This window comes from Candidatus Diapherotrites archaeon (assembly GCA_040755695.1).
Taxonomy (GTDB): domain Archaea; phylum Iainarchaeota; class Iainarchaeia; order Iainarchaeales; family 1-14-0-10-31-34; genus JBFMAK01.
This window is the reverse complement of record JBFMAK010000002.1, coordinates 82454-95610: the sequence shown is the minus strand read 5'-3', so window position 1 is coordinate 95610 and position 13157 is coordinate 82454. Positions and strand designations below refer to the sequence as shown.

Below are 13157 nucleotides of genomic sequence, written 5' to 3'. Positions count from 1 at the left end.
TATTATTCTTTTTTTGGGTGATACTTCCTTATTTCTTCTATCAGTTTTTTTTCTTCTTCGCCCAAGGAGCCATACTCTTCAAGCCTTTTCATGTGGGATTCAGGTATTGAGGTTAAGAGTTCGTCTTTTTCTTTTATTGTTCTCCCCACAACTGCGCCATCAATTGATATTGCTACCTCGCTTCCCTTTTCTGCTTCTTTCCTGTTTTCTCCCTGCATCTGGATTGCGTCTACCTTTCCTATGTTTTTTCCTTTCCTCATCAATTTTACTCCTGTCACAAGCTTTCCTTCGAGCACTTTCACTCCCACTATTGCAGGCTTTGAGTTCCTAAACACAAAGCTTGGCAGTATCTTTATTTTTGCTGGAAGCATTATTCCTTCTAATGCTTTCCTTTTTTCTTTTTCTTGTTGTTCTTTAATCCATTTTTCGTATTCTTCAATTAATTTGTATACGATGTTTTCCTTGAATATTTTTACCCCTCTTTTTTCTGCTTCTGCTTCTGCTTCAGGGTTGATCTTTGTGTTGAATGCTATTATGACGCATTTATTTTCATCTTTTTCTTTCATGCATTCCATTTCAATTATGTCTTTTCTTGTTACTTCCCCCACGCTTGCCTTCCTTACCTTGAGGTCGTGCTTTTCGAGCAGCTTGATTATTGCTTCTAATGAACCTAAGGCGTCTGTTTTGAGTATTGGTCCTGTATCATCTGATTCTATTTCAATGCTTTTAATTTCTTTCTGGACTTCTTCTAAGTCTGTATCTTTTTCTATTACTCTAAGAGGGGCTCCTGCTATTGCTTCCTCTAAATTGGGGGCTGCAATCTTCAGGCCTGCTGCTGCGTGCACTTCTTTCACTGAATCGAATTTTTCTTGCGGGCTCCTGATTTCATCCAAGGGCTTTGGCAATAGCAGGGCCCTTATCTTTGTTTTTATTGCCCCGTTTTTTCCTCCCACTGCAATCTCTTGGCCTGTCCTTATTGTTCCATCGTATAAAATTACGTCAATTGTTTTTCCCAGGCCTTTTTCGTCTTTTACTTCGAGTATTGTTCCTTTTCCTGGGCCTGTAACATGAATGCTTAATTTCTTCTCCAAATATTTCTGGCTCAGGCCTGCAAGGAACATGAGTATTTCTGGAATTCCTTCGCCTGTCTTGTTGCATAATGGCACTATTGGAATTTCTTTTGTGAGTTCTTTCACTCTGTCAAACCTTTCTGAGTTGAATCCTTTGCTGTGCAGCTGCCCTACTATTCCATACAATTTTTGGTCTAATTCCTCTTTTGCTTCTTCGCTCTGCTCTTTCAGGTTTGCTGTGAATGTGCCTTCCTTGCTGTTCCAGTGCTGGAGCTTGTCTATTTTTGTCAGGCCTGCAATGAACGGTACCTTGTATGCCTTCAGGATTTCTATTGCTTCTGCTGTCTGCTGTTCAATCCCTTTTTGTATGTCTATAATTAATACTGCAAGGTCTGCGATTGAGCCTCCTCTTTTCCTTAGATTTGTGAATGCCTCGTGGCCTGGAGTGTCAATGAATAAAAGGCCTGGGATTGTCAGGCTGAAATGATATTTTTTCAATAAGTCCTGGGATAATTCTTTTATTATTTCAATTGGCACCTCTGTTGCCCCAATGTGCTGTGTTATTGCCCCTGCCTCTTGCGCTGCAATTGTTGTGCCTCTAATTCTATCCAAAAATGAGGTTTTTCCTGAGTCAACGTGCCCCAATACTGCAATTATGGGCTTCCTTATCATCTTTTTTCACCAATCAATTATTCAAAAACTAATGGTTTCCAGTGCTCCCAAAACCTTTTTCTCCCCTTCTTGTTTCCTCTAATGATTCTGTTTCAATTACCTTCACTGTCTGCACTGGCTGTATGAGCATTTGTGCTATCCTTGAATTTTTTTCTACAATGAATTCTGCTTTCCCTAAATTTATTAGCACAACACAGATTTCTCCCCTGTAGCCTGAATCAATCACTCCTGCCAGAACATGAATGCCATTCTTTGCTGCCAGGCCGCTCCTGTCCCACACCAACCCGACATGCTCTCTTGGTATTGCCACTTTAATTCCTGTCTTCACAAGCTTTTTCTCCAACGGCTTCAATACAAATTCTTCTGCTGACCTTAAATCCAATGCTGCGTCCCCTTCGTGGGCGTAATCTGGCAATTCAATTCCCTTATCCAGCCTCTGAACCTTCAATTCCATTTTATTCACCTTTTTAATGGATTATCTCCCAGTCTTTCCTTTTGTAGTTATATAATTCCTCTTTCTTGAACCACAACTTCAGCTCATTCTCCGCTTCCTCTTTGTTTCCTGAAGCGTGAACAATGTTTCTTATGGCCCTCTGTCTTTCGTCAGCAAGTTCGTATGAATCAACGCTGTAGTCTCCCCTAACTGTCCCAATCTCTGCCTGCCTTGCCTCTGCGTGGCCTACAATTTTTCTTCCGATTTCAATTGCATGATATCCTTCGAATGTCATTACAATTACAGGCCCTTCTGTAAGGTAATCCTTCAAATATTTCTGCACTCTTTCTGCTATCTGCCTGTCTGTTTCTGTTATCACAATCCCTTTCTCTTGCGCTGCCTTCCTGGTGTTTGCTGCAAGCTTTTTAATCCATGCGTCGGTCAACGTGTATTGTACTTCTGCCTGCTCTTTTGTAGGCTGCAACATCTTCATTCCCGCAATCTTGAGGCCTGTCTGCTCAAACCTTCTGATTATTTCCCCTGCAAGACCTCTCTGGATTCCATCATGTTTTACGATTATTACAGTCCTCTCCATTTTTTTCACCTTTTCTTTTTTTTCTTTGCTTTAGGAGCTTCCTCTTTCTTTTTCTCGTGCTTGCTTAATTGCTTTTGTTTCCTGAATTCTTTTGTCCATTTGGTTTTCAATGGATTCCTCTTCAGTTTCAGCAAATTTTTTTCGCATTTGTTTGAACAGAAATAATGCATTGTGCCTTCTTTTTTTACTACAATTTTTCCCGTTCCTTTAATTACCTCTCTTCCGCAAAAAGAGCATTTCAATTAAACCACCTTTTTTTTTCTTTATGCCTTTATTTCTTTTGCTTCCCTTTCAGTGTTCAGCAATATTATGATATCCCCTTTCCTTATGCTGCCCTTGACATTCCTTCTCTTGACCCTTCCTTTTTCTGGGCCGTCCAGTATCTTGCACAGCACTTGGATTATTTCCCCGTGCACTCCAGTCCTTTGAAGTACTTCAACTACTTCAGCTGGAGTTCCTCTTTCTTCTGCCATCTCTTTTCACCTTACCTTTATTTCTTCAATTCACTTACCTTCTTCACTATTTCGTCCAATTCCTTTTTTGCGCTGCCCTCGTCTGTTATTGCAATTGACGCTGTCCCTACCTCAATCCCTGCTTTTTCGCCTAACTCCTTTTTTGTGCTTATATAAGAATAAGGAATCTTTTTTTCTTCGCACAATAAAGGCAAGTGCATTACTATTTCTTTAGGGTTAACGTCTTCTGCTATAAGGACAAGCTTTGCCTGGCTTCTCTCTATGGCTTTTGTTGTTTCATTAATTCCAATCCTTATCTTTCCTGTCTTCTTGGCTTTCTCCAGTAAGTCTAGTTGCCTCTCTTTCAGTTCTTTGCCTACGCTGAACCTTATGAATTCAGTCATTTCCAATCAACCTCCTTGCAGTTTTTTCCTTCAAAAACTGCTCATCGTCATAGGCTTAAATTCAAAAAAAGCTTTACATAATTCTGCCACGAAAAGTTTTTATATAAGTATGAAGCTTATTGTTATTGTGAGGAATTCATGAAAGGCAAAAGACCTATTCCCAGAAAGGCTCCTTCTTTGATGAGAAGTTTTGGTTTGATGGCCAGGGGTGCTCCTACGCCTTCTGCTGTTATTGAAGCTGAACGCCTTTTAAGGGGCGGCGCAAGAATTTCAAAGGACGGAAGGCTTGTTCTTTCAAAAAAACAACTCGAATATATTGAGGCTAAAAACAAGCCAAAACCACCAAAGGCAAAAAGAGAATTCAGGCTTGAAAGAAAGATTTTGTCTAAAGGCAGGCGAGAATTAATTGAAAGAATAAAAGTGTATGGGTATTTATTAAAATCAAGGCGAACTAAAGCATTAATTTATTCAATTGAAAGAAAAGGACTCGGAAGCGAATTCACCAAGTTGTTAAAGCTAGTTAAAAAAGAAGAATTAACCAAATTAATTTCTATAAAAAATACCGGAAAACCATTTTTAGATTTATTGAAAACTGCTGGTGGTGAAAGGGCCGGCAGATTTGTGAATGTTGTTGGTGTTGGAAGGGCTGGCGAATTTGTGTTTAATGTTGGTGGTGAAAGGGCTGGCAACTTTGTGAATGTTGTTGGTGTTGGAAGGGCTGGCAAAGCTTTGGAAAAATATGGTGTTAGAGTAATTGTCGATAAACTAGCCAAAGATTTTGATGACACTGTTAAAAAAATCAAAAAAACCGGCAAAATTTAGTGCATTATGAGGGACTAGTTTTCCTCAAAAAAGGTTTAAAAAAGGAATTGTTCTCTTGGAGTTTCACATCATTTTGTCTGACTGTTCGAGGATGTCTTCTATTTCTTTTTCGCTGAAGCCTGACGCGTGGAGTGTTCTGGTGCAGTCTTCTATTGTTGTCCCCTGCCTTCTCTGTCTTGTAATAATTTTTGCTGCTTCTGGTAGTTTTTTTTCTTTGTCTTTTGCTTTTGATATTCCGGCCAGTTCCTTGCTGTAATAGTTTTTTGTTTCGCTTTTCTTTTCTGTTTTTTTCTGCACGTAATTCCAGTGCTCTCTCTCAAGCCTTCTTAATTCGTTTTCTGCTTTGTTTCTCATTCTAGGAATCCAGTAGAACAGTATTATGAGAATTGCTGCCCCTATTATGATTGCAGCTGCTGCAACTATTGTTGTTTTCATTTTTCTCCTCCTTTTTCATTCGTGGCAGAACCATAGATTAAGTTGGTGCATGTCTTTTGAGTCAATTATGGCGTAACCAAACTTCTCCAACTGCACGTAAGACCCTGTTTCCTTTAATGAAGCCTCATAATCAATTATTCCATACAATTTTTCTGCGTCAGGCATTAAGACTGATGCTCCCACTTCCTCTAAAACCCAGGAAATAATTGGGTTGTTCTCCAGTTTTCCTGTTCCCACAAATTCAGCGAAAACCCTTTCTTCACTTAATTCAACTATTTTGGCGTTCACTGCGTGCCTCAATCTTACGACCTGGCCTTCCTTTATTCCCTCTAATTCTTTTTTTGGAACATAGAATGTTTGCGTGCCTTCATTCAATTCATAAGCCCTTGCCCCTCTCTCTGGGAAGTCTGGGTGAATTACTTTCTCTACTTTCATTTTGGGCACGAACTGAACATCGAATTTAATGGGGTCATTAATGAAGGTGAATCTCTCTGCTTCCCTGTCGATCAGTTTCTTGTTCATTGCAATTAATGCCTTCATTGAAATGGTTGCGTCAGAGCTTTTTATTCCAATGTCTTCAAGGGCTTCAATTATTACCTCTGCCCTGAAGCCCCTCCTCCTTAAAGCCCTTATTGTTCCAAGCCTTGGGTCATCGTAGCCCTGATACAGTCCTTCTTCTATTCCTTTGTTTATTGCTGACTTGCTTAGTATTACTCCCTCTAATTTAATTCTTCCAATCAATGAAACATGAGGGTAAACCCACCCTAAATAATCATAAAGGAACTTCTGCTTTACTGCGTTCTGCGCGTGCTCCTGCCCTCTTATAATGTAAGTCACATTTAATTCGTGGTCGTCTATTGCTGAAGCAAAATTATATGAAGGCCAGACATGGACTGGAACTTTTATTCTCGGGTGCTCTGGTTCATCCACAATTTTTGCCATCCACCAGTCCCTTACTGAAGGGTCATCTGAATTCAAGTCTGTTTTCAGCCTTAATACTGCCTTTCCTTCCTTGTACTCGTGCTTCTGCATTTTATCGTATCTCTCCAATTGCACTTCTTCCGGGAGCTCCCTGCAAGGGCACCATTTTTTGGCATCAATGCATTTCTTCCATTCTTCTTTCTGGCACGTGCACACATAAGCTTTTCCCATTAAAACTAGTTTCCTCATATACCTAAAATATATTTCAAGCCTGTCAGAGGCAAAGTATGTTGTGTCAGTCTTTATGCCTAACCATTCCAAGTCCTCCAAAAATATTTGTTCTGCATTCTCTATTGATTTCTTTACTTTAGGGTCTGTGTCGTCAAACCTGAGAATGAACTTTCCCCCATATTTTTTGGTGTAGGCATAGCTCATGTATGCTGCCCTTGCATTGCCTATGTGGAATGGCGCATTGGGGTTTGGGGCAAACCTTGTAACAATTTTTCCTTCTTGAGCCCAGTCCAGTTCTTTCAGTCCTTCCCTTTGCTCCTGAGGCTTTAGTTCATAGCTGCCTTCAAACCTCTTGTATTCTCTTTCTATTCCCTCTCTTTTCATTGAATTTACTTTTTCGACTATTTCGTTGACTTCCTTTATTTCCTTGCTTAAATTTTTTGAGAAATCCTTGTCTAGTGCAATAAGCTTTCCTATTACTGCCTTGAGGTCTGCCTTGAATTCGTGCTCGAATGCATTCTTTACTGCATACTTGTACGCCAAGTCCTTCATTACCTGCTCCATTTTCTTCAACCCAAAGACTTTTCTGCCACTAATAGAATTAGCTGTCTTCTAATTAAAAGATTTACTTTTTTTAAGGCAGAAAATTAGGATTGTCAGAATTTTATTGCTGCATAACCTACAACTGAGGCCTTGTCTTTTGAGGTTTCAGCTGAAGTTGTGTAATGAAGGAGTTCTGCCTTTTTAATTCCCTTGAGTTTTGCGTACTGCATTACTGCTTCTATTGCCCTGAAGCCGCAGATGCTCATCCTTTCTTCAACCAGTTTATTGAATTCCTCTATGTTCAATTCCAGAATTTTTTTTATTGCCTTCATGTCCTTTTCCCTTGCTGTCTCTTCAGGCAGGTAATGGTTGAAGTCGCTTGAGGCAACTAATGCAATCTTTTTCTTTGATTCTTTCTCTATTTCGTACAAGGCTTTCCCTAATTTTTTTGCTCCACCAAAATCTGTCATTAAAGTTATGGGCACAATCTTGAAGTTTTTTTGTGTTAATTGAAGGAAGGGAAGCTGCACTTCAAGGGAATGCTCCTGCAGGTGTGCTATTTCGTCCAATTCTGCTTCGCCTATTTTTTCTATGATTTTTTTTGCTGTTTCAGAGTCAATCCCTATCTTCCCTAAGGGAGTCTCCCATTCTCCTTCAGGGTAAACTGAAATTTCCCCTCCAAAACCTGTGTGGTTTGGGCCGATTAAAATATAAGAGTCAGCTTCTGAAAGCGCAGAATAAGAGTATGCTGCTGTTCCACCTGAATAAAAGTAGCCTGCGTGGGGTGCTATTACACTATTTGATTTTTTTTCAGTTTTTTTTGCCTGCAAAAAAAATTTGTTGATTCCTTCTTCTATTTCTTTTCTTGTGCGTGGGTAGAATGAGCCTGCGACAATTGCTTCTCTTGTCATCTTCTTCCTCTTCTTTTTTCTCCCGGCCTTTTTTCCCTTCCCCTTATTATCTTTCTTCCTCCTCTTTCTTCCCTTCTCTCGCCTGTCCTTCCATAAATTTTCTTTCTTCTCTCAAGGGGTCTTCTCTCCATTCTTTTCTGCTCTATGTCTTCTTCTCTCATTTCTGTTATCTTGAATTCGAAGTCTTCTATTTTTTTCTTGAATTCTTCGTCGCTTTTTATTTCCCCTCTTTCCTTGAGGAGTTCCCTTGCGAGAAGCCAGTAAACTAATGCAAGGCTTTTCCTTCCCTTGTTGTTTACCGGAATTATCAAATCAATATTTTTTGTTTCGTTGTTTGTGCTGCACAAAGCTATTATTGGGGCTCTGAGCGAGGAGGCTTCCTCTATTGCCTGCGCGTCTGCATCAGGCTCTGTTGCAATCAGTAATCCTGCTTCCACGAATTCTTTTCCTCCCGGGTTAGTGAAGGTGCCTGGAACAAATCTTGCTGTCAGTGCTTTTGCCCCTATCGCGTCAGCGAATTCGTTTATTGGTGTTTTCCCATACAATTTCCTTGATACTACAATGATTTTTTCTTTGGGGAATGACGCAGCTAATTTTGCTGCTGCCCTGATTCTTTCATCCAATGTCTGTATGTCCATTACAAAGAGACCGTCAGGCCTTCTCTTGAATATGTATCTCTTCATGTAGAAGGACTTGAATTTTGTTCCTATATGCACTCCTGCCTTCAGGTATTTGTCCACAGGAACCAGTGTCTTTTCTTCTGGTGCCTTTGAAATTTCAGTTTTTTTTTCTTCTGCCATTAATCCACCTTTTAATCGTTAATAATTGTATTTCATTATTTCGTCTATTTTGTCCACTTGGGTTAAGAGCATTCTCCTGCAGCAGTATCTTTCAATTCCTAATTCGTCCAATACTTTTGCTGCTTCCTCTCCTTTTTGCATCCTCTTCTTGAATTCTTCATAGAATTCTCCTATTACTTTTCCGCACGAAAAACATCTCACAGGAACAATCATGATAATTCACCTCTTTGATTTCTGTTTTTTTCTCCTTGCTTTTGAGCCCAAGGGCTTTTTTGCTTCCACCCTTCTGGGGTCGTCAACTAAAAGAAGTTTGTCGTAATTAAAAAATTTGTGTTTTAGTTTGTCGTCATTATAGTATTCAACAAGCGATTTTGCAAGAGTGCTTCTTGCGGCTATTGCCTGGCTCATGAAGCCCGAGCCTTTAACTTGAACTTCAATGTCTACTCCTTTAATTAATTCTTCTCCTGCCATGTTCAAGGGTTCCATAATTAATTCTCTCACATACTTTGGTTCAAAGATTTCAATTGGCCTTTTGTTTATTGTTATTTTTCCTTTCCCTGTCTTTATTGTGGCTCTGGCTACAGCATTCTTCTTTTTTGATTTTGTTATTATGCCGTATTTCCTGCTTTTTTTTGTTTTCTTCTTTTTTGTCTTCTCTTTTGCTTCTGCTCCTTGCGCTTCTTCTATCTTTTCTTCTTCCATTTATCTCACCATTTTGCTCCAAGCTCTCTGCTTAATTCCTCCAGAGTCAAATAATTCATTTTCCCTTTGTTTTTTGTTTCTTCCAGTACAACAATTTCTTTTCTTTTGAATTCTTCTGGCATTCCAATGAATGTCTTAAAGCCTTTCAGTGCCCTTTCCCCTTTTTCTTTTCTTCTGGGAAGCATTCCCTTTACTGCCCTCTTGAATATTGCTTCTGGTTTTGAGGGGAATTTCGGGCTCCTTGTAGGGTTACCTTTGTGTGATGCGTCAATCCTTTTCCTGTACTGTTCAAGTATGTATGGCTTATTCCCTGTCATTACTGCTTTTTCTGCGTTCACCACAAAAATCTTTTCTCCGTTAAGCAGTCTTACAGCTAATTTTGAGGCCATTCTCCCCAAAATGCAGTCTTTTGCATCTATTACTGTTCCCTTCATTTTTTTTCACTTAATTTTACTTAAGTATAATTATTTTTTTTGCTTCAATTTTTTTGTCCAGCAATTCATTCAGGCTTAATGCATTTCCTTTCATTGAATTAATTTTTTCTTTTGCTTTTCCTGAAAACTCAAGCGCTGCAATTTCAACTCTTTGCGTGAGCTGGCCTTCGCTTAAAATCTTTCCTGGGACAACAAGCACTTTGTCCTTGAATTTTTTTGCCATTTTTTCTATCTTCCACACATTTGTTGTTGCCATGTTCCTGCGCGGCTTGGCTATTCTTTCAGCTAAGTCCTTCCATAATTTTTCCTTTCTTTTGTTTGATTCTTTTGCGAGCCTTGAAATTATTTTTTTTACTTCAATTCTTGTCTGTTTTGATTTCATTTAAATTTTCTCCTAAAATTTAAATATGTTTCAAGCTTTGCTTGAAAAATCATTTTTTTTCACTCAATTAATCCTTTTGGCTCTCATGCGGGGGGGAGGATTCGAACCCCCGAAGGCACTAAGCCACAGGATTTCTTCTGTTTTAATAAAAATCTTGAATTTTTTTCCTTTTCAACTTAAGTCCTGCCCCGTAGGCCGCTTGGGTACCCCCGCACTTTATGCCTTGCTTAACTCCTTTTTGAATTCCCCTGCCTTTTCCTGCAGTATTTCTACTGCCTGTTCTAGCATTTCTTCAGGCGCCAGGCTTCCGAATGACTCAATATTCAGTACAAAGGAATCCTTGCTGTAATTTATTTTCAATTTTCCCCTTGATTCCTGCACGCACTGGCTGCATAAATCGCATTTCTCCGGTTCATTCAAAACAATTTTTTTGCCTTTTACTTCAATTAATTCTTTAGGGCAATCCTTTGTAAGCTCTTTTAATTCTTCTGGCGTTATTGACTCTTCTGATGCTTCAATTGATGGCACTGGATTGAATGATATTACTCCAGGGCTCCATTTTGAGTGGGTGCTTCCCTTTCCCGTCACTGCCTCTAACTCCAGTTTGATTTTCTGGTTTTTGTTCAGTTTTGTTATTGGCACTTTCTTGTCTACTATTTCTATTTCTGGCTCAGTGCTTTTAATGTCTTTTGAGTACACAGTGCATGGGCCTTCCTTCTCCAAGGTTAGAATTACTTTCTCTTCTTTATCGTAATACTTTGGTTCAGAGCTTAATGGAAGCATTGCAATCCTGTGTGCCAGCATTTCATCAAACATTACCCCTGTATTCTCGTAAACATTCACTGTTTTTATTGCAAAGGTTCTGACTTCTGCCTGGATTGTTCTCCTCAGGGAATTCATGAAGGTTGTATTAACTCCTTTAACCATAAATTTTGCTTTATTTCCTTTTCCTTCAATTTTTTCTATCTCCAATAAAACCACCTTTTTTTGTTTATTGCTTTTTTCCCCTGTATCTCTTTTTCTTTCTGCAGCCGTTGTGGGGGATTGGCGTTACATTTTCAATGCTCCCTATCCTGAGGCCGCTTCTTGTCAAGGACCTTATTGCTGCTTCTGCTCCTTGCCCCGGGGTCCTTGTCTTTATGCCTCCTGGAGCCCTGATCTTTACATCAACATATGTTACCCCTTTCTCTTTTGCTTTTTCTGCCACTATTTCTGCTACCTTCATTGCCGCATAAGGGCTTCCTTCCTTGTGCTGTGATTTCGTTACAATGCCTCCTGAACATTTTGCTATTGTCTCCTGCCCTGTAATGTCTGTAAGCAGGATAATTGTATTATTATGTGAGGCAAATATGTGCACTATGCCTTTTTTGCTCATTCTTTTTCACCTTTCTCTTTCTCTTCTTTTTCCTTTGTAGGTTTCTTCTTTTTTGGTTTCTTTGTTTTTTCATCTTTTTTTTCTTTTGTTTTTTCTGCTTCCCGTACTTCTTCTCCTGCAGGGATTACCTCTTCTTTTGGAACTTCTTCCTCAAACTCTTTTTTTATTTCTATTTTCTTTTCTTTTGGCTTGAGCTGCATTTCTTTCTTGTAGTATTTTATGCTTCCTTCTTCTTTTGGGGTTACAATGTATGAGGGAACAGTAACCTTTTTTCCATTTATTGAAATGTGCCCGTGGGTTATAAACTGCCTTGCCTGTTTTGCTGTGTTTGCAAGGCCTTTCCTCCATACAAGTGTCTGAAGCCTTCTTTCAAATAATTCCTTTGTATTTAATACAAGCACGTCATCCAATATTGCTCCTTCTTTAAGCATTCCAATTCTTTTCAGGCTTTCGATCAATTCTTTTTCTTTTTTTATTCTTTCCTCTAATTTTAGTGTAAGGAGCTTTCTTGCTGTCTGCCTTTTCTTTCTGAGGAAGGTTTCGGCTTTCCTTATTTCCTTCTTGTTTTTTAGCCCGTATAATTCTACTATCTTGCCTTCTTTTTCTATTGCTGCACTGTCCCACGGCTTTTTGGGCATGAAATATTTTTTTCTTATTCTTTTGGGGTCTCCCATAGAAGGTCACTTCTTTTTTTCTTCCTTTTTTTCTGCTGCCGGTGCAGCCTTCATTTTTAATGCAATCTCTTTCTTTATTACCCCTATTACTCCGCCTTTTCCTCTGTGGGTTGATTTTGTTTTTTGTCCTCTCACTGTAAGGCCCCAGCCAAGCCTTAAGCCCCTGTAGCTTTTTATTTTGCTCAGCCTTTGCAGGTCTTTTCTCAAGCTGAAGTCAAGTTCCCCCATTATTTTATGGGAGTCTTCTCCTGTCTCAAAGTCTTTTCTTCTGTTAAGGCACCATGAAGGCACTCCATGCTTTCCCGGGTTGAGTATTATATCTTCAAGCTTTCTGTCCATTTCTTCTGGGATTTCCCCTAATTTTGTATTAGCACCAATTTTTGCTTCTTCTATGAATTTCTGGGCAAGAATTCTTCCAGTCCTCTGGCTTATGCCTTTCAATCCCATTAATGCCCTTGCTATTGCCACTTTTCCGTTCAAGTCTTTGTTTGCAATTCTTACAATCAATCTAATTTCTTTTTCCATTTTATCTCACATTTTTCGGTTTTTTTTCACACCTTAATTTTCTTTAATTCTTTTATTATTTCCCCTTGTGCCGTTTCTTTTCCTACCTCAATTTTTTTGTCTAATGGGATCAAGTGCATTATATTGCATTTCCTTTTCCTTACCTTTTCTCCTTGCACTACAGCGAAATTTTTTTCTATTGAAAGTATCACGCATTTGTTTCCTGTTTCTCGGCCTTTCTTTTTTATGCATACCCTGCCTACTTCTATTGCCGCCATTTTTTTTCACTTCTTCATTTTCTCAATGAATTTATTTATTACTGCTATTGCCCCTTCTTTTCCCAGTCTGTCCATGTTCAATACAAGGTCATGGCCTTCCAATTCAAATACATTTATTCCATAATTGTTAAGCATCTGCCTTGCAAAGTCTTTTTCCAGGAGTTCAATTCTTTCAAGGGCCTCGCTTAGGGGGATTTTCTCTTTTTCTGAAAGGGTTTTGGCTCTTGACTTCTTTGATGAATTCAGGAATATTTTTATGTCTGCGTTTCCTGCAAGCCAGCTTCCTGTTATATGGTCGATTACAACATCACCTTTTTTTGATTCCTGCATTATTATGTTCTTGAATTTTTCCGGGTGCTCTTCTTCTTTTATTTTTTCTTTCTGTGAATTCAATTCCACTGCAATCCTTGTCTTTATTTCGTCGCTTGAAATACACCTCAGGCCGGACTGCAGGGCAAGCATTTTGCTTATCTCCCTGCTTTCGGTTCCCGGAAGCGCTGCAATTGTTATAATCATAAA

Annotated in this window: 20 protein-coding genes, 1 tRNA gene and 1 pseudogene; 1 reads left to right on the top strand and 21 read right to left on the bottom strand. The window is 39.1% G+C overall.

What is annotated here, in order from left to right:
• Window positions 1–2 precede the first annotated feature (2 nt).
• The 6 genes and pseudogenes from infB to rpl7ae form a co-directional block, all read right to left on the bottom strand.
• Entirely contained in the window at window positions 3–1742 is a 1740-nt protein-coding gene (gene infB / locus AB1467_04100; protein MEW6295448.1) for a translation initiation factor IF-2, read from the bottom strand.
• A 28-nt stretch (window positions 1743–1770) separates the two neighbouring features.
• Window positions 1771–2196 (bottom strand): dUTP diphosphatase, encoded by a 426-nt coding sequence (gene dut, locus AB1467_04095; protein MEW6295447.1) that lies wholly within the window; start codon window positions 2194–2196, stop codon window positions 1771–1773.
• A 13-nt stretch (window positions 2197–2209) separates the two neighbouring features.
• Entirely contained in the window at window positions 2210–2770 is a 561-nt protein-coding gene (locus AB1467_04090; protein MEW6295446.1) for a nucleoside-diphosphate kinase, read from the bottom strand.
• Between the two features lie 68 nt (window positions 2771–2838).
• Window positions 2839–3012: pseudogene (locus tag AB1467_04085) on the bottom strand (50S ribosomal protein L24e).
• A 21-nt stretch (window positions 3013–3033) separates the two neighbouring features.
• Window positions 3034–3243, bottom strand: coding sequence for a 30S ribosomal protein S28e (locus AB1467_04080; GenBank protein ID MEW6295445.1), 210 nt, complete (start codon window positions 3241–3243; stop codon window positions 3034–3036).
• Between the two features lie 17 nt (window positions 3244–3260).
• A complete protein-coding gene (rpl7ae, locus tag AB1467_04075; protein ID MEW6295444.1) occupies window positions 3261–3626 on the bottom strand; it encodes a 50S ribosomal protein L7Ae in 366 nt (121 codons plus the stop codon).
• Between the two features lie 138 nt (window positions 3627–3764).
• On the opposite strand from rpl7ae, the gene AB1467_04070 reads away from it, so the two are divergent.
• A complete protein-coding gene (locus tag AB1467_04070; GenBank protein ID MEW6295443.1) occupies window positions 3765–4448 on the top strand; it encodes a hypothetical protein in 684 nt (227 codons plus the stop codon).
• 63 nt (window positions 4449–4511) lie between these two features.
• On the opposite strand, the gene AB1467_04065 is transcribed toward AB1467_04070, so the two are convergent.
• The 15 genes from AB1467_04065 to AB1467_03995 all read right to left on the bottom strand — a co-directional run bounded on the left by AB1467_04065 (window position 4512) and on the right by AB1467_03995 (window position 13154).
• Entirely contained in the window at window positions 4512–4883 is a 372-nt protein-coding gene (locus AB1467_04065) for a hypothetical protein (GenBank protein MEW6295442.1), read from the bottom strand.
• A 15-nt stretch (window positions 4884–4898) separates the two neighbouring features.
• Window positions 4899–6599 (bottom strand): glutamate--tRNA ligase, encoded by a 1701-nt coding sequence (locus AB1467_04060; protein ID MEW6295441.1) that lies wholly within the window; start codon window positions 6597–6599, stop codon window positions 4899–4901.
• Between the two features lie 92 nt (window positions 6600–6691).
• On the bottom strand, window positions 6692–7489 hold the full coding sequence (locus AB1467_04055; protein ID MEW6295440.1) for an MEMO1 family protein: 798 nt from the start codon (window positions 7487–7489) through the stop codon (window positions 6692–6694).
• A complete protein-coding gene (gene rpsB / locus AB1467_04050; GenBank protein ID MEW6295439.1) occupies window positions 7486–8289 on the bottom strand; it encodes a 30S ribosomal protein S2 in 804 nt (267 codons plus the stop codon). Before rpsB ends, AB1467_04055 begins: the two co-directional genes overlap by 4 nt.
• An 18-nt stretch (window positions 8290–8307) precedes the next feature.
• The gene (locus tag AB1467_04045; protein ID MEW6295438.1) at window positions 8308–8502 is read right to left on the bottom strand and encodes a DNA-directed RNA polymerase subunit N; all 195 of its coding nucleotides are present in this window, start codon (window positions 8500–8502) and stop codon (window positions 8308–8310) included.
• Window positions 8503–8508: 6 nt separating this feature from the next.
• Window positions 8509–8991: a 30S ribosomal protein S9 gene (locus AB1467_04040; GenBank protein ID MEW6295437.1), complete on the bottom strand. Its 483-nt coding sequence runs from the start codon at window positions 8989–8991 to the stop codon at window positions 8509–8511.
• 5 nt (window positions 8992–8996) lie between these two features.
• Window positions 8997–9425, bottom strand: a complete 429-nt coding sequence (locus AB1467_04035) for a 50S ribosomal protein L13 (protein ID MEW6295436.1) — start codon at window positions 9423–9425, stop codon at window positions 8997–8999.
• 16 nt (window positions 9426–9441) lie between these two features.
• The gene (locus AB1467_04030; GenBank protein MEW6295435.1) at window positions 9442–9807 is read right to left on the bottom strand and encodes a 50S ribosomal protein L18e; all 366 of its coding nucleotides are present in this window, start codon (window positions 9805–9807) and stop codon (window positions 9442–9444) included.
• An 86-nt stretch (window positions 9808–9893) separates the two neighbouring features.
• A tRNA-Leu gene (locus AB1467_04025) sits at window positions 9894–10020 on the bottom strand.
• Between the two features lie 3 nt (window positions 10021–10023).
• Window positions 10024–10779, bottom strand: a complete 756-nt coding sequence (locus AB1467_04020; GenBank protein MEW6295434.1) for a DNA-directed RNA polymerase subunit D — start codon at window positions 10777–10779, stop codon at window positions 10024–10026.
• Window positions 10780–10798: 19 nt separating this feature from the next.
• Window positions 10799–11182 (bottom strand): 30S ribosomal protein S11, encoded by a 384-nt coding sequence (gene rpsK / locus AB1467_04015; protein MEW6295433.1) that lies wholly within the window; start codon window positions 11180–11182, stop codon window positions 10799–10801.
• On the bottom strand, window positions 11179–11856 hold the full coding sequence (locus AB1467_04010; GenBank protein ID MEW6295432.1) for a 30S ribosomal protein S4: 678 nt from the start codon (window positions 11854–11856) through the stop codon (window positions 11179–11181). Before AB1467_04010 ends, rpsK begins: the two co-directional genes overlap by 4 nt.
• A 6-nt stretch (window positions 11857–11862) precedes the next feature.
• The gene (rpsM, locus tag AB1467_04005) at window positions 11863–12381 is read right to left on the bottom strand and encodes a 30S ribosomal protein S13 (GenBank protein MEW6295431.1); all 519 of its coding nucleotides are present in this window, start codon (window positions 12379–12381) and stop codon (window positions 11863–11865) included.
• Between the two features lie 26 nt (window positions 12382–12407).
• Window positions 12408–12638 carry a 50S ribosomal protein L14e gene (locus AB1467_04000; GenBank protein ID MEW6295430.1) on the bottom strand — a complete coding sequence of 77 codons (231 nt, stop codon included), beginning with the start codon at window positions 12636–12638 and terminating at the stop codon, window positions 12408–12410.
• 6 nt (window positions 12639–12644) lie between these two features.
• Window positions 12645–13154 (bottom strand): hypothetical protein, encoded by a 510-nt coding sequence (locus AB1467_03995; protein MEW6295429.1) that lies wholly within the window; start codon window positions 13152–13154, stop codon window positions 12645–12647.
• Window positions 13155–13157: the final 3 nt, after the last annotated feature.

Coding starts and splice junctions, on each gene's coding strand:
- infB (MEW6295448.1), bottom strand. CDS start 1,742: ATGATAAGGAAGCCCATAATTGCAGTATTGGGGCACGTTGACTCAGGA.
- dut (MEW6295447.1), bottom strand. CDS start 2,196: ATGGAATTGAAGGTTCAGAGGCTGGATAAGGGAATTGAATTGCCAGAT.
- AB1467_04090 (MEW6295446.1), bottom strand. CDS start 2,770: ATGGAGAGGACTGTAATAATCGTAAAACATGATGGAATCCAGAGAGGT.
- AB1467_04080 (MEW6295445.1), bottom strand. CDS start 3,243: ATGGCAGAAGAAAGAGGAACTCCAGCTGAAGTAGTTGAAGTACTTCAA.
- rpl7ae (MEW6295444.1), bottom strand. CDS start 3,626: ATGACTGAATTCATAAGGTTCAGCGTAGGCAAAGAACTGAAAGAGAGG.
- AB1467_04070 (MEW6295443.1), top strand. CDS start 3,765: ATGAAAGGCAAAAGACCTATTCCCAGAAAGGCTCCTTCTTTGATGAGA.
- AB1467_04065 (MEW6295442.1), bottom strand. CDS start 4,883: ATGAAAACAACAATAGTTGCAGCAGCTGCAATCATAATAGGGGCAGCA.
- AB1467_04060 (MEW6295441.1), bottom strand. CDS start 6,599: ATGGAGCAGGTAATGAAGGACTTGGCGTACAAGTATGCAGTAAAGAAT.
- AB1467_04055 (MEW6295440.1), bottom strand. CDS start 7,489: ATGACAAGAGAAGCAATTGTCGCAGGCTCATTCTACCCACGCACAAGA.
- rpsB (MEW6295439.1), bottom strand. CDS start 8,289: ATGGCAGAAGAAAAAAAAACTGAAATTTCAAAGGCACCAGAAGAAAAG.
- AB1467_04045 (MEW6295438.1), bottom strand. CDS start 8,502: ATGATTGTTCCTGTGAGATGTTTTTCGTGCGGAAAAGTAATAGGAGAA.
- AB1467_04040 (MEW6295437.1), bottom strand. CDS start 8,991: ATGGAAGAAGAAAAGATAGAAGAAGCGCAAGGAGCAGAAGCAAAAGAG.
- AB1467_04035 (MEW6295436.1), bottom strand. CDS start 9,425: ATGAAGGGAACAGTAATAGATGCAAAAGACTGCATTTTGGGGAGAATG.
- AB1467_04030 (MEW6295435.1), bottom strand. CDS start 9,807: ATGAAATCAAAACAGACAAGAATTGAAGTAAAAAAAATAATTTCAAGG.
- rpsK (MEW6295433.1), bottom strand. CDS start 11,182: ATGAGCAAAAAAGGCATAGTGCACATATTTGCCTCACATAATAATACA.
- AB1467_04010 (MEW6295432.1), bottom strand. CDS start 11,856: ATGGGAGACCCCAAAAGAATAAGAAAAAAATATTTCATGCCCAAAAAG.
- rpsM (MEW6295431.1), bottom strand. CDS start 12,381: ATGGAAAAAGAAATTAGATTGATTGTAAGAATTGCAAACAAAGACTTG.
- AB1467_04000 (MEW6295430.1), bottom strand. CDS start 12,638: ATGGCGGCAATAGAAGTAGGCAGGGTATGCATAAAAAAGAAAGGCCGA.
- AB1467_03995 (MEW6295429.1), bottom strand. CDS start 13,154: ATGATTATAACAATTGCAGCGCTTCCGGGAACCGAAAGCAGGGAGATA.